At 61.2% G+C, this 18469-nt stretch carries 16 protein-coding genes; all 16 read left to right on the plus strand.

Annotation, left to right across the window (positions count from 1 at the left end; translation table 11 throughout):
* The first annotated feature begins 39 nt into the window (after window positions 1–39).
* Complete coding sequence (locus KVT38_RS04015) at window positions 40–1455, plus strand: 8-oxoguanine deaminase (RefSeq protein ID WP_217592397.1); 1416 nt, start codon at window positions 40–42, stop codon at window positions 1453–1455.
* Between the two features lie 194 nt (window positions 1456–1649).
* Window positions 1650–2618 carry an XdhC family protein gene (locus tag KVT38_RS04020; RefSeq protein ID WP_217592398.1) on the plus strand — a complete coding sequence of 323 codons (969 nt, stop codon included), beginning with the start codon at window positions 1650–1652 and terminating at the stop codon, window positions 2616–2618.
* Window positions 2615–3328: a nucleotidyltransferase family protein gene (locus KVT38_RS04025; RefSeq protein WP_217592399.1), complete on the plus strand. Its 714-nt coding sequence runs from the start codon at window positions 2615–2617 to the stop codon at window positions 3326–3328. Before KVT38_RS04020 ends, KVT38_RS04025 begins: the two co-directional genes overlap by 4 nt.
* A 154-nt stretch (window positions 3329–3482) precedes the next feature.
* Complete coding sequence (locus KVT38_RS04030; protein WP_217592400.1) at window positions 3483–4448, plus strand: FAD binding domain-containing protein; 966 nt, start codon at window positions 3483–3485, stop codon at window positions 4446–4448.
* Window positions 4439–6784 (plus strand): xanthine dehydrogenase subunit D, encoded by a 2346-nt coding sequence (gene pucD / locus KVT38_RS04035; RefSeq protein WP_217592401.1) that lies wholly within the window; start codon window positions 4439–4441, stop codon window positions 6782–6784. The genes KVT38_RS04030 and pucD overlap by 10 nt, the downstream gene beginning before the upstream one ends.
* Window positions 6774–7271 (plus strand): (2Fe-2S)-binding protein, encoded by a 498-nt coding sequence (locus tag KVT38_RS04040; RefSeq protein ID WP_217592402.1) that lies wholly within the window; start codon window positions 6774–6776, stop codon window positions 7269–7271. Before pucD ends, KVT38_RS04040 begins: the two co-directional genes overlap by 11 nt.
* Entirely contained in the window at window positions 7268–7753 is a 486-nt protein-coding gene (locus KVT38_RS04045) for a nucleoside deaminase (RefSeq protein ID WP_217592403.1), read from the plus strand. The genes KVT38_RS04040 and KVT38_RS04045 overlap by 4 nt, the downstream gene beginning before the upstream one ends.
* Complete coding sequence (uraD, locus tag KVT38_RS04050) at window positions 7750–8253, plus strand: 2-oxo-4-hydroxy-4-carboxy-5-ureidoimidazoline decarboxylase (protein WP_217592404.1); 504 nt, start codon at window positions 7750–7752, stop codon at window positions 8251–8253. Before KVT38_RS04045 ends, uraD begins: the two co-directional genes overlap by 4 nt.
* Window positions 8254–8280: 27 nt before the next feature.
* Window positions 8281–9243, plus strand: a complete 963-nt coding sequence (gene pucL / locus KVT38_RS04055; protein WP_217592405.1) for a factor-independent urate hydroxylase — start codon at window positions 8281–8283, stop codon at window positions 9241–9243.
* Window positions 9240–9635 (plus strand): hydroxyisourate hydrolase, encoded by a 396-nt coding sequence (gene uraH / locus KVT38_RS04060; protein ID WP_217592406.1) that lies wholly within the window; start codon window positions 9240–9242, stop codon window positions 9633–9635. The genes pucL and uraH overlap by 4 nt, the downstream gene beginning before the upstream one ends.
* Window positions 9636–9641: 6 nt before the next feature.
* The gene (gene allB, locus KVT38_RS04065; RefSeq protein ID WP_217592407.1) at window positions 9642–11036 is read left to right on the plus strand and encodes an allantoinase AllB; all 1395 of its coding nucleotides are present in this window, start codon (window positions 9642–9644) and stop codon (window positions 11034–11036) included.
* A 74-nt stretch (window positions 11037–11110) separates the two neighbouring features.
* Window positions 11111–12457, plus strand: a complete 1347-nt coding sequence (locus KVT38_RS04070; RefSeq protein WP_217592408.1) for an amidohydrolase family protein — start codon at window positions 11111–11113, stop codon at window positions 12455–12457.
* A gap of 36 nt (window positions 12458–12493) precedes the next feature.
* The gene (locus tag KVT38_RS04075; protein ID WP_217592452.1) at window positions 12494–13483 is read left to right on the plus strand and encodes an aromatic ring-hydroxylating dioxygenase subunit alpha; all 990 of its coding nucleotides are present in this window, start codon (window positions 12494–12496) and stop codon (window positions 13481–13483) included.
* A gap of 242 nt (window positions 13484–13725) precedes the next feature.
* A complete protein-coding gene (locus KVT38_RS04080; protein ID WP_254638961.1) occupies window positions 13726–14841 on the plus strand; it encodes an ABC transporter substrate-binding protein in 1116 nt (371 codons plus the stop codon).
* Window positions 14842–15010: 169 nt separating this feature from the next.
* Window positions 15011–16633 (plus strand): response regulator, encoded by a 1623-nt coding sequence (locus KVT38_RS04085; protein WP_217592409.1) that lies wholly within the window; start codon window positions 15011–15013, stop codon window positions 16631–16633.
* Window positions 16630–18375 (plus strand): sensor histidine kinase, encoded by a 1746-nt coding sequence (locus KVT38_RS04090; protein WP_217592410.1) that lies wholly within the window; start codon window positions 16630–16632, stop codon window positions 18373–18375. The genes KVT38_RS04085 and KVT38_RS04090 overlap by 4 nt, the downstream gene beginning before the upstream one ends.
* Window positions 18376–18469 lie beyond the last annotated feature (94 nt).

The raw sequence follows: 18469 nt of genomic DNA on the forward strand, positions 1-18469 counted from the left end.
GGCTTCGGTTCCGTGGGAAGAAGAAAGGGGCGATGGAGCATGGGCACGCTGCTAATCAAAAACGCCAGATCGATCGTCACCATGAACGATGCCCGGGACGTCGTCGAAGGCGGAAGCCTGTATGCGATCGGCCAAGAGATCGTCGCCATCGGCGAGGACATTCCGTATGAGGACGCCGACACCGTCATCGACGCCGCCGGGATGATCGTCTATCCGGGATTGATCAATACGCATCATCATTTGAATCAGACGCTGACCCGCAACATTCCTCTCGCCCAAGATTGCGGCTTGTTCGACTGGCTCGTCACACTGTACGACATCTGGCGGCACATGCGCCCGGAGGATGTCTACACCGGCGCCGTCGTGGGGCTCGGCGAACTGCTCAAGTCCGGTTGCACGACGGCGGCGGACCACTTCTATTGCTTCCCCGACGGCATCTCCGGCGAGCTGATCGACGAGGAGATTCGCGCGGCGGCCGAGCTTGGCATCCGCTTCTATCCGACCCGCGGCTCGATGACGCTGGGCCAATCGAAGGGCGGGCTGCCGCCGGATGTCGTATGCCAATCCGATGAAGTTGCGCTTAAGGATACGATACGCGTCATCGAAAAGTACCACAGCGCCGACAAATTCGCCATGGTACGCGTCGGCGTGGCGCCATGCGCGCCCTTCAACGTGACATCGGACCTGCTTCGCGAGTCGGCGGCGTTAGCCAGAAGCTACAAGGTGCGGCTGCACACGCATCTGGCGGAAACGCTCGACGAGGAGCAGTACTGCCTCGAGAGATTCGGCGTCCGACCGCTTGCGTATATGGAACGGCACGGCTGGGTCGGCGACGACGTCTGGTTCGCGCACGGCATCCACTTTCAGGACGGCGAGATCTCGCTGCTCGGGAAGCACAGCTGCGGCGTCGCCCATTGCCCCTCCAGCAACATGAAGCTGTCATCGGGCGTGCTGCCGCTTCTTAAGATGCAGCGCGCCGGCGTGCGGGTCGGGCTCGGCGTAGACGGATCGGCTTCCAACGACGGCGGCCATATGCTGACCGAAGCGAGAATGGCGTACCTGCTCCACAAGCTCTCGCACGGAGCGGATTCAATCGACGCGGCGGACGCGCTTGCGATCGGAACGCGCGGCTCGGCCTCGGTGCTCGGCTGGGCGGATGCGATCGGCTCTCTCGAGGTCGGCAAGGCGGCCGATCTGTTCATGATCGATTCGCGCAGACTGGCGTTCGCCGGCGCGCTGTTCGACGACATGGCGCTCCCCGTCGTGACGGGGAGCGCAGGGCCGGTCGACATGACGATCGTCGGAGGCCGAGTCGTCGTCAAGGACGGCCGGCTCGTCGGCATCGACGAAGAAGCGGCGGCAGAGCGGGCTCAGGCGGCAGCCCGGCGTCTTGTGAACGAGGCGACGCTGCTCACGGGAATCGATTACCGCCGCTCCCGCTTGAAGCGGGCATAGGCGAGACGCCGGGGTCCCGAGCGGAAGGGACGGGCGGAATGTATCAATGAATCGCCGATGGCGAGCCGAACGCCAGGCACGAAGCCGGGGGCATGACGATGCCGCCCGGCTTCGCCATTTTCCGCGCCGGACGTATGATCCCAATACGCGGCATCGATAGCGGCAATCGCAAACAAGACAGGGAGGGACGGTCCATGGACGCGGAGACGATATTCGCAGTTGCCGAACGATCGCTATATCCCGCGGTGCTGGCGACGCTCATCGAGGTGCAAGGGCATTCTTACCGCAAAGCTGGAGCCGTCATGCTCCTGATGGCGCACGGCAAGACTGTAGGCAGTCTCAGCCCCGGCTGCCTGGAGGAGGACCTTGCGTACAAAGCCGAGGAGGCGTTGGCCGCAGGCCGATACACGATCGCCGAGTACAATCTGAGACCCGAGGAAGATGCCGTGTGGGGCGAGGAGATCGGATGCGGCGGAACGATGCGGGTGCTGCTCGAGCCCGTCACCGATGAACTGCGGAAGGCGCTGGGCGAAGTCGTCCGCTTCGTGCGCGAAGGCTTGGGCGGGCAGCTCTCCCGCCGCTTGATCGGCGGCCGTCTCGCTTATGAAGTCCGTCCGTTGTTGCCCTATGGCGGCCGGACCTCAAGCCATAAGATCGCGGATGCGCCTTTCTGTGAATCGCTTCATTATCCGCGGGAGCGCCTATTGATCTTTGGAGCGGGAGAAGAGGCGTTGGCGGTAGACCAGTTGGCGAGAGGGGTCGGATTCCGAACGATAATCGCCGATTGGCGTCCGGCTCTCTGCGGCGCGAGCCGGTTTCCCTCGTCCGAAACGATTGTAGGCGACGCTGACGCGATTGCCGCACGGATTCGGGTCGAGAAGACCAACTTCGTCATGCTGGCAAGCCACAACCTGCGGCGGGACAGGGAGATGTACGATCGAATGGTCCCTCTGAGCCCTGCGTATCTCGGCATCGTCGGCTCGAAGGCCCGAATCGACCGCTTGCTGGAAGGGGAGGTTCCTCCTTCGTTCGTCAAGGCGCCCATCGGGCTCCCGATTCGGGCGGAGGGGGCGGCGGAGATCGCCGTCAGCGTCGTCGCCGAGCTGATTGAACGACGCAGTCGGCTCCGCGCTTCCTTCGAGGGAAGGGTGGGAGCGCGATGATCGCGGCCATCTATTTGGCCGCCGGAGCGGGCAGGCGGATGAACGGGCCGAAGCTGACCGCCGAGCTGATGCCGGGCGTGCCGCTGGGCGCTTTGGCGCTCCGGACGCTGTTGACGGCCGGACTTAACGCCGTGTACGCGATCGTCCGGCCAGGAGCCGAGCTCGAATGGCTCTATGGGCTCTCGAACGATGCGCTCCGGAAAGCTGCGCCGGAGCCGAAAAGAAGTCTGGGAACGGCTGAAGACGACAGACCGACCGCGGAAGAAAGTGCGCCGGCGCCTGGCGGCACGCTGCTGGAGACGATCGTCTGCAGCGACGCGGAGCGGGGGATGGCTCACTCGCTCCGCTGCGGTATAGGTCGAGCGGCGGCAGCCGGGCAAGAGGCCGCGATCGTGATGCTTGCCGACCAGCCGTTTGTCACGCCGGCGATGGTGCAAGACTTGATCGACTGCTGGCGAACGAACCCTGCGCTCGACTACGTGGCCGGCAGCGCCGGGGACGTCATGACGCCTCCCGTTCTGCTGGCCCGTTCGACGTTTTCGCGAGTCATTGAGCTGGAAGGCGACATGGGAGCCAAGCGGCTGCTGCAAAGCGCCGGATTCATCGGCGCGGAGCGGCCGTTTGATGAACCCTGGCGCTTGTTGGATGTAGATACGCCGGAAGGATTAGAGCGCGCGAAGCGTATCGCTGCACAGATTTATGTCACATAACATAACGTAATTTAACCGGTTGATTGTGCGCCATGCCTAACCAAAGGCGAAATTCATTAGAGCGGAACACAATATGACGTCAACTATATTTACGTATCTGTAGCACTTCATTATAGTGATGTAATAATCACCTTATTAAAGGGGTGTGATGCAAATGTCCGATGCCGTCGGGTTTTCCGCTTCAACCCCGACCGTGTGGCGGCCGCGTCACGCCGAGGAAGCCTACAGGCTCAAAAAGCAGTTCGGGCACGATGCGGCGTACGTCTCGGGCGGAACGCTGCTAAGAACGCAATGGGAAAATGGGAGCCCCGTTCCCGGCCATCTCATCGATCTGTCGAGCGCAGCGGAATGGAAGGAAGCCGGCGCCGATAACGGGACTTTTGCGATCGGGGCTCAAACGACGCTATCCGCCTGCCGGAGCGATCCGCAGCTTCAGGCGCTTTATCCGCTTATCGTCGAAGCGTCGCGCTCGATCGCCGCTCCTTCTATACGCAATCTGGCGACGATCGGGGGCAACGTCTCGTCCGGCGTCGGAGATTCACTTCCGGCCCTGCTCGTCTACGAGGCGCAGCTGGATTGGTACGATGACGGTGGAGAACGCACGGAATCGCTCGAAGATTGGCTCCGACGAATGCAGGACGGAACGGCGCAGACGGATTCGCTGCTTCTGCGGGTGCGGCTGCCGCTGGAGTCGGCGAACCTTGATCCAAGCGAGAATCTAAGCGAGAATCCAAGTTTAACCGCCGATCCGGCGCATTCGTTCGCTTATTACGCAAAGATCGGAAGACGGGATTCGTTCGTGCCATCGGCCGTCACGACGGCTCTGACCGGAACGATAGACGGAAGCGGCCGATTGCGTCGCGTTCGGCTGGCGGCAGGAGGCGGCAAGACGATTCCGAGGCGCTATCCGGAAGCGGAAGCCAGACTCGAGGGCAAGGCGGCAGACGATCGTTCCGTGCATCTGCTTCACGCGATACTTATGGCGTCTTATACGCCGGCGCCAGATCCATTTTTATCGGATGAATACCGGAAGCGAACCGCGGCGAACGTCGCCGCTTCCCATCTATGGCGGGCAATAAGCGAATTCGCACATGGAAAGGAGGGGGAGCGATGCTGCTGAATCGACGGAACAGCGGCGAACGTTGGCGCGTCCGGCCGGATGGCCCGGGCAAAGTCACCGGGGCGCTCGCCTACTTGACCGACATGGACGTTCCGGGAGCGTTATACGCCCTCGTGCTGCGCAGCCCCCACCCGCATGCCCGAATCGTATCCATCCATACAGAGGCGGCGCGAAGTCTCCCCGGCGTGGCGGCGGTGCTGACGCATGCCGACGTTCCGGGACTGAACCGATTCGGCATCGCCCGGCAGGATCAGCCTGTATTCTGCGAAGACCGAACGAGGTATGTCGGAGATGCCGTCGCCGCCGTGGCGGCGGAGACGTTAGCACTGGCCGGGAGCGCCTTGGACCTGATCGAAGTGGAATACGAACCGCTGCCGATTGTTGGCGATCCGGAGCAGGCGCTTCTGCCCGAAGCGCCGCTGCTGCATCCCGAAGGCAACATTCTCCATTCGAAGTCTTACCGGAGCGGAGACGCCGAAGCGATCTTCGGCCAATGCGCTCACGTCGTCGAAGAGACGTACGTCACCACACGGCAGATGCATGCTTATATGGAGACCGAAGGAGGGCTGTTCGTCCCTGGCCCGGACGGCAGCTTAACTGTATATGCGCCCACACAGCACGGCTTCATGGACCGGCTGCAGCTGTCTCGCATCCTGGCGATGCCGGAGCGGCGAATACGGATCGTGTCCAGCCCGATCGGCGGCTCGTTCGGCGGCAAGGATGAACTGAACGTGCAGCCTTACGGCTCGCTGCTGGCGATGGTGACAGGCCGCCCGGTCAAAATTCACAATTCTCGCCGCGAATCGGTCCGCTCCGGATTGAAGCGGCATCCGATGACGATCCGAATGAAAACCGGAACGGACGAGAGCGGACGAATCCTCGCGCATCGGGTGCGGATCGTGGCCGACACGGGGCCCTACGCTACGCTCGGAGCCGAGGTGCTGAACTTCGCGACCGAGCATGTCGTCAGCGCGTATCGGTTCGGCAGCGTCGACGTCGAGAGCATATCCGTCTTTACGAACAACGGGATGTCCGGCGAGTTCCGCGGCTTCGGCGGGAATCAGGCGATTTTCGCGCTCGAAGGTCAGATGGATCGGCTGGCGGAAGCGGTCGGCATGGACCCGTGGGAATTCCGGCGGCTGAACATGAAGGCCGCGGATGAACCGGGGCCATTCGGACAGACGATCGCAAGGACAGACGGCTTGGCGAAGGTATGGGCCGCGGCGGCTGACAGTGCGTTGTGGAAGGAACGAGTGCATCTTGATATTTCAGAAAATTCTGATATTATATCAACTTCGTCAGCAACATTTGATCCGAAGAGGGGCGGCGGGGATCTTCCGCTTTGGAAGCGCACCGGCATTGGAGCCGCTCTCGTCATGCACGGCGCTGGGCTCGGATACGGAATTCCGGACCCGTCCGGCGGCAGACTTGCGCTTCGGAAGGATGGGAAGATCGAGGCCTCGTTCGGCTTCGAGGAATGCGGCCAAGGGTTGATCGCGACGCTGGAGCAGATGCTGGTCGAGCGGTTCGGCTTCGCCGCCGAAGATCTTCGCATCGTCATTGGCGACAGCGACGCCGTTCCGGACAGCGGCTCGAGCACGGCGTCCCGGGCGACGAGCATGATGTGGAAGTCGCTAAGCCTGCTGCAGACGCCGTTCACCGAGAAGCTGCTGACCGAAGCGGCGAACTGCTGCGGGCTGCCCGTTCAGCGGCTGCGGTTAGGTCCGGGCGGCATTTGGGACCGTGAGTCCGGCGAGCGGGCGATCGGCTACCCGGCGTTGGCCGAACGGCTGGCGGAGCCGATCGTATGCGAAGCGAGCACGAGCTACCCGGTCCCCGATACGGACATTGTCGGCGCCCACTATCTGTATTCGTATGCGGCAGTTGTCGTCAAGGTCGAGATCGACGATCTGACTGGCCGGATTCGCGTCCTACGGCAATTCCATGCCGTAGCCGCAGGCCCGGTCATGAACCCCCAGGGCTATCTTGGCCAGATCGAGGGCGGCAGCTCGATGGCGCTCGGCTTCGCTTTGCTTGAAGAGTCGACGATGGCACAAGGTCAATACATCGCGAACAACTTCGATACGTATCTCATCCCGACGATCGCCGACCTGAGCGGTCCTGTCGAAGTGCTGGCGATCGAGGATTTGCCGGATGGAGACGCATACGGGCCGAGAGGCGTCGGCGAGATCGGCTCGGTCGGCTTGGCTGCCGCGATCGCCTCGGCGGTTCGGAACGCCGCCGGCATTTTTATTCATCGATTGCCGATCGATCCCGCTCTTCTGCAGGAAGTTATGCCTATCGGACAATGGGCGGTGATGAGCGATGAACGATAAGGAAACGGCGGCAATCGCGGATTGGTCATGCACAGTAAACGGGAGGGCGGTAGCGCTGCAGCTGCCGCAAGCGAGGCGTCTGCTCGACATCATTCGGGAAGATCTGGGTCTCACCGGGACGAAGCGTTCGTGCGAGATCGGAAGATGCGGCGCCTGCATGGTGCTTGTCGACGGTGCGCCGGTCAATGCCTGCCTGATGATGGCTTACCAGTGCGCCGGCCGCACGCTCGTGACGATCGAAGGAATCGCGAACGAGGACGATCTCCACCCGGTGCAGCGGGCTTTCCTCGAAGAAGGCGGCTACCAATGCGGCTATTGCACGCCGGGCATGATCGTATCGGTGAAGGCGCTGCTGGATGCGAAGCCGAATCCTTCGTTCGAAGAAGTGGAGGAGGCGCTGTCGGGCAATTTGTGCCGGTGCACCGGCTATGGAGGCATCCTACGTGCGGTGCATCGAGCCATCGAGGAGGGACAGAGTCGCCCATGACCGAGAGAGAAAATCATATACGCCTTCTCAGGCGCTGCATCGAACTGTCGATAGAGGCGAGAGAATCGGGCAATACGCCTTTCGGCGCCTTGCTTGCGGATTCTGACGGGACGATTCTGTGGGAGCAGGGCAATGTCGAGATTACCGAATCGTCGTGCATCGGCCATGCGGAGACCAAGCTCATGGACGAAGTGTCGCGACGATATTCGAAGGAACGGCTTCGGGATTGTACGTTGTATTCGACCGCCGAGCCGTGCGCGATGTGCGCCGGTGCGATCTACTGGGGCAACGTCGGCAAAGTCGTATTCGGCATATCGGAGCAGAGACTGGGGCAGCTGACGGGCAATCATCCGCAAAATCCGACGCTTGACCTCCCGTGCCGGGAAGTGTTTGCCAAGGGAAGAAGAGCGATCGTCGTCATCGGGCCGTTCCCTGAGCTGGAATCGGAGACGATTGCCGCGCATGAGGGGTACTGGCGATGAAGACAACGATCGGAGAGGTTAATAAGATGGATCGGGACCGCTTCATGCAGGTATTCGGAGATGTCTTCGAGCACTCCCCCTGGGTGGCGGAGCGAGCGTGGGCGAAGAGGCCGTTTGGTTCAAAAGACGCGTTGTTCGAAGCGATGAAGAGTCAGGTTGTGCATAGCTCGGATGAAGAGAGGCTTGCGCTGTTCCGGGCTCATCCCGACCTGGCCACCCGACTCAAGATTACCGAGCGGTCTGAAGGCGAGCAGCGGGGGGCGGGGCTGGATCGGCTGTCGCCGGAGGAATATCGGCGCTTTGACGGTCTGAACCGTGCCTATCGAGATCGATTCGGCTTCCCCTTCATCATGGCGGTATCCGGCAAAACGAAGGAACAAATCGCGCAGGCGATGACACTGCGTATCGAGAACGGGCAGGCGGAGGAGGAAGCGCAAGCGCTGCTGGAAGTGCTCCGGATCGCCGAGATCCGCCTAAGCCATATGGGGCTCGATTCCTGATATCCAATTGGAAGGGGCTAAACATAAATGTTGAATTTATCTTCCGGACGCACGCTGTATTACGGCAAAGGAGACGTTCTCGTCTATCGGACTTACGCCAGGCCGCTCGAGGTCCTTGCGATTCCGGAGTCGCCATATACGGGCAACCGCAACGTCATTTTCGCCCATAACGTCAAGTTCGCCGTCAGCGGACAATCGCTGCTGACCTCGTTCACGGAAGGGGATAACGGCCAAGTCGTCGCCACCGATTCGATGAAAAACTTCCTGCTCCGGCAAGCCGCTTCGTTCCAAGGATGCGCCGCAGAGGAACTATTGGGCTTCCTGGGCGAACGCTTTCTGGAGCAATACGCCCATATCGACGCGGTCGAGATCAGCGCGGACAGGATCCCGTTCCAGCCGGTCGAGGTACCGGGCCCGGGCGGATTTTACGACAGCAGCCTTGTGTTCCGGCGCTCGCATAACGAGCGCGCAAGCGCGGGACTTACGATCGAGAAGACCGAGTCCGGCCCTCGCATCGTCTCTCATTGGTGCGGACTGTCGGACCTGCAGCTGATCAAGGTGAGCGGCAGCTCCTTCTACGGTTTTATCCGCGACGAGTATACGACCCTTCCGGAGGCGAAGGACCGCCCGCTCTTTATCTTTCTCGACATTCTTTGGAAATACGAGGACGCGGCGGACGCGCAGAAGCCCGAGGCGGGAAAGTACGTGGCGGCCGAGCAGATTCGCGATATCGCGCAGAACGTTTTCTACGAATTCGCCACCCCCTCGATCCAATACCTGATCTGGCTGATCGGTCAGCGCATCCTGACCCGCTTCCCCCAGCTCGCCGAAGTCCGGTTCGAATCGAACAACCGCACGTGGGAGACGATCGTCGAGCCCGCTGACGGCACGTCTGCCGGCGTGTTCACGGAGCCTCGGCCGCCGTACGGCTTCCAGGGCTTCTCGATGACCCGGGACGACCTGTTGTCCGCGCCGGAGATTCCTTCGTGACGGGGCGTCTGACGACACATGTGCTGGATCTGTCCAATGGCAGGCCGGCGGTCGGCGTCAAGGTGCGGCTGCTTCGACTTACGAAGCCTGATGCCGAACATTCCGATGATACCGACGAAAATTGCCGGGAGCTTCTCGTGGCGGCGGAGACGAACGCGGACGGCAGGCTGGAGCGGCCGCTGCTCGCGGACGGCGAACTGAAACGAGGGCTTTATGAGCTTATATTCGACGCAGGCGATTACTTCCGCAAAGCGACGGACGCAAACGCCGCGATTCCCGAGCCGATATTCGATTCGGTGCCCGTCCGATTCCGCGTGAACGACCCGGATGCCCATTATCACATCCCGCTGTTGGTAGCGCCAGGCGGCTACAGTACGTATAGAGGGAGCTGATCGAAGATGAGCGGACGCTACGATCTTGTCGTGAAGCGAGGGACAGTTGTCCTGCCCGGAGAAGTCGTCGAAGCGGACATTGCCGTGAAGGACGGTAAGATCGCGGCGATCGACGAACGCATCGACGAGCGCTTGGCGACCCGGACGATTATGGCCGGCGGACATCTGGTCATGGCCGGCGTCATCGACGGGCATGTCCATCTGAACGAGCCGAATTTCGGACACTGGGAGGGCTTCGCGACCGGGACCGCTGCGCTCGCCGCCGGCGGTTGTACCGCATATGCGGATATGCCGCTTAACGGCAATCCGCCGACCGTCCATCTGGATGCATTGCGGCAGAAGGAGAGACTGGCGGAGGGAAGCTCGGTCGTCGATTACCGCTTCTGGGGAGGTCTCGTGCCGGGGAATCTGGACCATCTGCAGGAGCTTGCGGACGCCGGCGTCGTCGGATTCAAGGCGTTTATGTCCAATCCGGGCGGCGAAGGCGAAGGAAGGTTCCGCGAGGTGAACGTGACGGATATGCGCGCCGGTATGGAGAAGATTGCCGAGATCGACGGATTGCTCGCGCTGCACGCGGAGAGCGAGGCGATCACCTCCCTCCTGGCGGATCGGGCTCGGCGCGAAGGGCGCACGGGTCCTGGCGATTTTGCCGCCTCCCGGCCCGTCGAAGCCGAGACGTTCGCGGTGGCGGAGGCGCTTGCGATGGCGGAGGCCACGGGCTGCCGGCTGCACTTCGTCCACATCAGCTCGCCTGAAGCGGTCCGGATAATCGCGAGGGCCCGCGGGCGCGGAATGGACGTCAGCTTAGAGACCTGCCCTCATTATTTAACGTTGACGGAGCGGCATATGGCGGAGCTCGGTCCGGTCGCCAAATGCGCGCCGCCCTTGCGCGACTCCGAACGGGTCGAGCGGCTGTGGTCGCACCTGTTGGCCGGGGAGATCGACCTGATCGCCTCCGATCACTCTCCTTGTCCGGAATCGATGAAGCTCGGCCGCGGGCTGACGTTCTTCGACGCTTGGGGAGGCATTGCCGGTGCGCAGAACACGCTGGAGCTGATGCTCGAGGAAGGATGGCAGAAGCGCGGCATGCCGCTCACGCAATTGACGGCGCTGCTGTCGGCCAATCCCGCCCGAAGGTTCGGCTTCTATCCTGGCAAGGGCGAGATCGCCGTCGGCTTCGATGCCGATCTGGCGATCGTCGACCCGTCCCGCCCCCGCACGCTAACCCGCGACGAACTGCTTCATCGCCATCCTCACAGCCCTTATATCGGCATGCGCCTTACATGCAAGGTGGTCGCCACTTTATGCCGAGGGGAGACCGTTTATACGGCGGAAAAAGGCATCGTCGCTCCCGGCTTCGGCAAGCACGTTCGCGCCAACCCTCGGCACGCCATCGGATAAACCGTACGCCAACTACGAGGAAGGGGGAGGACGAGATCTCGAACAAGCTATTCTACAACGGAACCGTTCTGACGATGTCAGAGGACGGAGCCGTATACAAGCCAGGCTACGTACTGGTGGAGGGCGACACCATTCGGGAAGTGGGGGAATGGCGGCAGGAAGAGAGATTCGAGCGTCTTCGCGATAGCTGCGACTTCGTTTACGATGCCGAGGGGAAGGCGATTATCCCCGGGTTGATTAACGCGCATACGCATTTATTCCAAACCTATATGCGCGGCGTGTCCGACCACTTCCCGCTCGCCCAATGGTTGCGAGAGATTATATGGCCGCTCAGCCTCGCGATGGAGCCGGAGGACTTCTATCTGGCCGCTCTCGTCGGTTGCATCGAAAATTTAAAATCCGGCGCCACCTACCTCATGGATCATCATTACATTCATACCTCGCTAGAAAACACGGCCGGCGTCCTTCGGGCGTTCGTCGATTCCGGCATTCGCGGCCATCTGGCGCGTGGCGGTTCGGATCTGGCCGGCGAACCGAAGCTGCGCGAGTCGGCTGAACGCATGTTCGCGGCGACGGACGAACTTCTGGAACGCTGGGAAGGGGCTGCATCGGGAAGAGTTCGTATCGCGCTCGGACCGCTTAATCTGTACGGCTGCTCGCGTTCCTTCCTTGAAGATGCAGCCCGCTACAGCGCCGACCGCGGCTTGATCAACCACATTCACGTCGCGGAGACCCGCGGCCAGATCGACAACACGATGGAGCGATTCGGCTTGCGCAACCTGGAATTGTTAAGCGAGGTCGGTTTGCTCAGCGAGAAAACTCAGGTTGTGCACGGGATCTGGCTTGACGACGGCGAGCTGGAAACGATTCGGGAGCGGCGCGCGTCAGTCGTCCATTGCCCGGTGTCCAACATGTATCTGGCTTCGGGCGTAGCGAGATTGCCCGAGATGAGGCGGCTCGGCATTAATGTGGCGCTCGGCACGGATGGACCGGGCAGCAACAACTGCCAGGACAATCTTGAGGTGCTTAAATTTACCGCCTGCCTGCACAAGGTCCACACGCTCGATTCGACGCTGCTTCCGCCCATGGACGTGCTGAGCATGGCTACGCTGGGCGGCGCGAAGGCCATGGGGCGGGAGCGCGACCTGGGAAGCCTGGAGCCGGGCAAGAAGGCCGACATCGTTGTCGTCGATTTATTGAAGCCTCACATCAGCCCCGTTCATCGCGTCTCCTCCGCGCTCGTATACAACGCCAACGGCAACGATGTCGAGCTCGTCATGGTGGGCGGTCAAGTCGTCGTGGAGAAGGGCGTCTGCACGTTCGTCGACGAACGGGACATTTTGCTTAAGGCCCAATCCCGCGTCGATACGCTGCGTGCGAAGCTGGCGAGTCGATATCCCGTTTTCGCGGCGGCGCATTAGAAAATCTAATTACACGAAAGGGTTGATCTCTTGGCGATGGTACGCTTGCACGATCCCGTATTGGAAAACGATTGGCATGCGATGTGCCTGGCTTCCGAGCTGACGGATAAACCGATCGGCGTTACACTGCTCGGAGAAAGGGTCGTCCTGTTCCGCACAGAGCAAGGGGTTCACGCGCTGCGGGATCTGTGCGTGCATCGGGGAGCGATGCTCTCGAAAGGGTGGGTGAAAAACGGGACGGTCGTCTGTCCGTACCATGGCTGGCAATACGACAAAGACGGCAGCTGCGTGTGCATCCCTGCGCAGCCCAAGGGCGAACGCATTCCGCCGCGAGCGAAGGCGACGCCCTATTTCTGCGAGGAGAAGTACGGCTTTATCTGGGTGTGCCTCGGGGAGCCGGCCGGCGGCGTTCCTCACTTCGAGGAATTCGCCGACCCTTCCTATAGGCCTCTTCCTTGCGGGCCGTATACGGTGAGGGCGGCAGGCACGCGCGTTATCGAGAATTTCACCGATTTTGCCCACCTGATGTTCGTCCATCAGGATCTGCTCGGCCACCCGGATTACGCAGAGCTTCCCGAGATTAAGGTGATTAAGGAGAAGGACCGCATTTATATCGAGAACATCCCGATCTTCCAGCCTGTCGCGCATTCGGGTTCGGACAAGCAGGACGGGACGACCTACATCTATCGCAAAGAAGTCTATCGCGCATTGTCCGGTCGTCTATCGAAGACCGACCCCGGCAACGGCCAGACGCTATGGATCATGATTTCTGCGACGCCCGTCGCGGATGACGAATGCCAGGTATTTATGGTCGTCTCGCGCAATTACGGCTTCGACGTCGACGACGAGAACTTCATCCGCTTTCAGGATATCGTGTTCGATCAGGACGCGCGAGTCATCGAGACGCAGAAGCCGGAGCTGTTGCCGCTCGATCTTCAAGCGGAGCTCAATCACCGGGTCGATATTTTCTCGGTTGCATACCGTCGTTGGCTGGGCGAAATGGGCGTCGTCGTCGGGACCGCTTAATGGCAATCTGGACTTAGCTTGGCATTCGATGAGATATAATATCTAACACATTCTTCGAACTCGCGTTGTAAAAAACGGTAGTCAGCTCTCGGCAGTCAGCTCGATGAACAATCGCCAACGTTCCTTTTGTGCTCCCGCCCAAATCATGTGTTAGTATTGTTGACGTTTGTGTGACGTACAAATACGATGAACCTAGCAAAGCCAAATTAAATAGAAGCAAGTCCTTGGAGGGGAGCGGAACGATGAAATCCAAATTTGCTAAACGAAGCGCCGCAATGTCGATCGTAGTCGCATTATCCGTTCTGACGGCCGCCTGCGGCTCGAACAATGGGAACAACGCCACGGAGAATGCCGGCGCGACTGCAAGCGGATCGTCCGGCGCGCCTTCCCCGAGCGCAAGCGGTGCGCCTTCTCCGAGCGCCAGCGGCTCGGCGATGCCGGCTGCAACCGAGACACCCAAAGAGGTCGTCAAGTCGACGCTCGTGCTGAATTGGTTCGCGGAACCGGAACATGGCGGCAACTTCGCCGCTCTCGCCAAGGGCTTCTACAAGGATGCCGGATTCGATATGACGCTGATGAACGGAGGCCCCTCGGTATCTTCGACGCAGATCGTCGCATCCGGCAAAGCGGACTTCGGAATGGCCAACGCGGACGATATTCTCGTCGCCAGACAAGAGGGCATTCCGATCGTGGCGATCGCCACGGCGTTCCAGAAGAGCCCGCAGGCGTTGTTCTACCACAAGGAATCCGGCATTAAGGATTTTTCCGATCTGAACGGGCATAAGGTTTACGTCGCGTCGACAGCCAGCTTCTGGCTGTACATGAAGACCAAGTTCAGCCTCGACAAAGCGCAGGAAATGAAGTATACAGGTTCGCTCGTCAACTTCGTCAACGATCCTCAGTCGGTCACGCAAGGCTACATCACTTCGGAGACCTACACGCTGCAGCAGCAAGGCGTCGAATTCGGCACCCTGCTGAATGCGGATTCCGGCTACAACATTTATGCCGGCGTGTACTTCACGACGGAGAAGATGATCAAGGACCATCCGGATCAGGTCAAGGCGTTCGTAGAAGCGACCGTCAAAGGATGGGATTACTATAAAGACCACTCCGAAGAGATCAATCCCGAGATTCAGAAGCAAAATCCGGATATGCCGCTCGAGATGATGAAGTTCAGCGCCGAGAAGGAGATGGACTTCGCCTTTGGCGGCGACGCCGCAACGAACGGCACGGGCACGATGAGCGAAGCGCGGTGGACGGAGCTGCAGCAGCAGTTGAAGGAAGTGGGCGTGCTTAAGAAGGTGGAACCGATCGAGAATGTGTTCACGCTCGCGTTCTTGCCCGGACCCAAAACCTAAAACGCATAATCCCGGACGCGGGCGAATCGTACCGCTCGGCGTATATGGCACGATAAAATAAACAGGACAAAGCGGACGAATCCGCATTGTCCTGTTTTTTGCTGTTGCCATTTTATGAGAAACCGGGCATAAAATAAAAACAAAAGAGAGACAGGAGGCTTCGAGGGACATGACGATGACACCGATCGGCGTATTGATCGTGGACGACGAATATCCGATCCGCGAGGAGTTGCGCGCATTTCCCTGGGAAGCGTGCGGCGCGGCGCTGGTCGGCGAGGCGGAAAACGGCGCGGAGGCGCTGGCCATGTGCGAGCTGCATGCGCCCGATATCGTCGTAACCGACATCGCGATGCCGATCATGGACGGCTTGACCTTTATCCGCGAGCTGCGCAAAAAGCATCCCGTCACGCAGATCATTCTGCTGACCTGCCACGGCGACTTCGCCTATGCGAAGGAAGCAATCGCGCTAGGGGCTTCGGATTATATCCTGAAGGTATCGCTGGACGAAGAGGAGCTGAAGCAGGCACTGCACAAAGCCGGGGCGACGCTGCTGCGCGAGCGGGAGCATCGGAACAGAGCAATTCTGCTCCGCCGGCTGAAGGCGGCGAGACATTTGGAGGCGCGGCTTAAAGCGCATCGCGCCGCAGCCGGCAGCAAAAAGCGTACGTTCGCGCAGACGGAAATTCCCGCCGAGGACTGGAGGCTTCTGGGCTTCGCGGACGAGCCGCAGCCTTTGCGATTCGTCCACCTTCGGCTGAAAGCGCCGGAGGACGAGCTTGCAATCGCGCAGGACGCCGTTCAGGAGGGACTGCTCGAATTCGAACGGCGAACGCCGTCCTGCAAAGCCTGGTTTCCGTTAAGGGGCGGCGAGTATGCCGTCTGGTTCTCGGAAGCCGAAGAGCCGGAGGCGGTAAGGCCGCGCCTTGCGCGACTGCTTGGCGCGCTGCTGGCCGAGGCGGACCGCAGAGAGCCGCCGCTTGGCGGCAAGCAAGCCATCGCGCTCTGTGCGACGGTGGACGGCATGGCCGCAAGCCGGGAAGACGTTCCGCCGCTTCTCGAGGCTGCATCGGACTGGCAGGAAGCCGAGTTCTACGACGCCGCTTCGTCGCCGAGCATCAGAATCGGCGCACCAGGGCCGCTCGCCGAGCTCGAGCCCGCGCACCGTCGTCATCTGTCCGGCTTGCTCGGCCAAGCCGGGTTAAACGCCGACCGCCTCTTGCAGGCGATGCAGGCCGACGTCGCGCCGTGGTGCGCCGAGCGCCGTTTTCGCCCCGCCGCCCTGAAGCGCTGGCTCGCGGGCTGGACCTCCGAATGGCTGTCGCGTTCGCGTCCCGGACATGCCGATCCGCATACCGAGCTCGTTGACGCTCCGACCTGGGACGAGCTTGCGGCCAGATGGGCGGGCATCGTGCGCGCGGCGCCCCAAGCCGGACCGCGCCGCGAGATCGTCGAGGCGCGGCGTTGGATCGAAGCGAATCTGCGGGAGCCGCTGTCGCTGCCGATCGTCGCCCAGCGAGCCGGCCTCGGGGCCGAATACTTCGGCAGGCTGTTCAAGGAAGAGACCGGGGAGACAGTGCACCAGCTCGTCCTTCGGCTCCGGATGGAAAAGGCGCTGAAGCTGCTGCGGGAGACCGACATGAAGGTTTACGAGGTCGCGGAGGCGGTCGGCATTCCGAATTACCGGTACTTCGCGTCCACGTTCCGCAACTGGGCGGGGGCGGCGCCTACCGACGTGAAGCGGCTGGGCTATGCGGCGGAGCGAAGCGAAGACGAGAGGGAGCGGCGACCATGAAGCTGATCGGACGGCTTGGCCATATGGGAATCGCCACGAAGCAGTTTATTTATATGTTTCTGGTCACGCTGCTCCTGCTTATGCTGCTGGCGTGGAGCAACCTGAGCGAAGCGGAGTCGCTGCTCAAGGACCAGGTGACGAAGGACGCGGAGCTGCTCGTGGCGAGGACGAACCAATACATCGATGCGACGCTGGACAACGTCGAGAACATTTTGCTCCTGCTCTCGACGAGGCAGGATCTGCTTGAGGACGGCAACGACGCGGAGGCGGTTCGCACGCTGCAAAGCTTCGCCGACTACAACAGCTCCGTCGTCCGAACGCTGTACTTCGTGCGTAGCGACGGCAAGGTGTTTTCCAATACGCAGGTCAATTACGACATTATCGGCAATCCCCATCTGGCGGAGCTGTACGCGCAGGCGCTCGGCAACTACGGCTCGATCCAGGTCAGCGAGCCGTACGTTTCCCCACTGTCCGGCCGCACGCTCGCCTATATGATGCCGGTCAAAGACGGCAACAACGAGGTTCGGGGCGTCATCGTCGCCGAGCTGGGCCTCGATCTCCTCGTATCGCGCATCTCCCCGCTTATTTATCAAGCGTTCGCGCTTGTGACCGCAAACGGCAACGTCATCAACCGGATGGAGGCGGGCGAACGGGTGCTCCCCGTCCTGCCGGGCACGTATCCGCCCGAGCTGCTCCCCGAATTTACGGCCAAGCTGCCCGGCCTGAACATCGGAGCGGACAGCATGACCGTCAAGGGAGAGCGGCTCATCGCCGTAAAATCGGCGAAAAACCGGCTGGGCTGGTCGCTCATCGCGTTTATCCCGGAGGACAGCTTCTACAAGGATTTGCAGCCGCTCTACGGCAACTATCGCAATGCGACCATGCTTTGGGTCGTCATTTTGCTGTTCAGCGCCTACATGCTGTCGCGGACGCTCACCCGGCCGATCCGCGGACTCGTGAACAAGATGGACCGGCTGCACGACTTTCAGGTCGTCTCCAAGCTGCCCGAGGACCGCCGCGACGAGATCGGGAAGCTCGCGAGCAGCTTCAACGCGATGCTGGCGCGCATCCAGCATCTGCTTCACGAGACGAAGCGCGCGGAGGAGAAAAAGAAGGAGTACGAGCTCAAAATGCTGCGCAGCCAGATTGCGCCTCATTTTTTGTACAATACGCTCGCTTGCATCAGCAGCATGGCCAAGCAGCAGAAGATCGACGACGTCCGGCAGACGATCCGTTCGCTGGTCGGCCTGCTCACCTTCAGCTTCGACAGGCAGGGCGAGTTCGTCACCCTGGAGGAGGAACTCGAAGGACTCAGGATGTACATGCACATCCAGCAGGTCCGATACGGCGCCAAGTATGACTGCCGGATCGAGATCGAGCCGCAGCTGCTCCAGCAGCGTCTGTTGAAGCTGACCCTGCAGCCGCTCGTCGAGAACGCGCTGTTCCACGGCCTCGCGCCGCAAGGCGGGGGCAGCGTCGTCGTCACGGGCGGCGTTCGCGACGGCAGGCTGCGCCTGTACGTCCGCGACGACGGCGTCGGCATGAGCCGGGACGACATCCGGGACATGTACCGCAAGCAGGCGGCCGAGCCTTCGCAGCACGCCTTTACCGGCATCGGGCTCGCCAACGTCCACGAACGCATTCGCATCCATTTCGGCGAGCCGTACGGTCTGCGCATCGGCGGGCGGAAGGGCGTCGGCACGATCGTGCGCGTGGAGCTGCCGTTATCCCAGCCTATGTAAGGTTGGAAAATCGAACATTTTTACGGGAATTGCGCATAACGGGCGTGGCCGAGTCTGTCATACACTGAATGCAGATAACGCTTACATCCGAGCC

The sequence above is a fragment of the Cohnella sp. GbtcB17 genome, from assembly GCF_019091135.1.
Lineage (GTDB): Bacteria > Bacillota > Bacilli > Paenibacillales > Paenibacillaceae > Cohnella.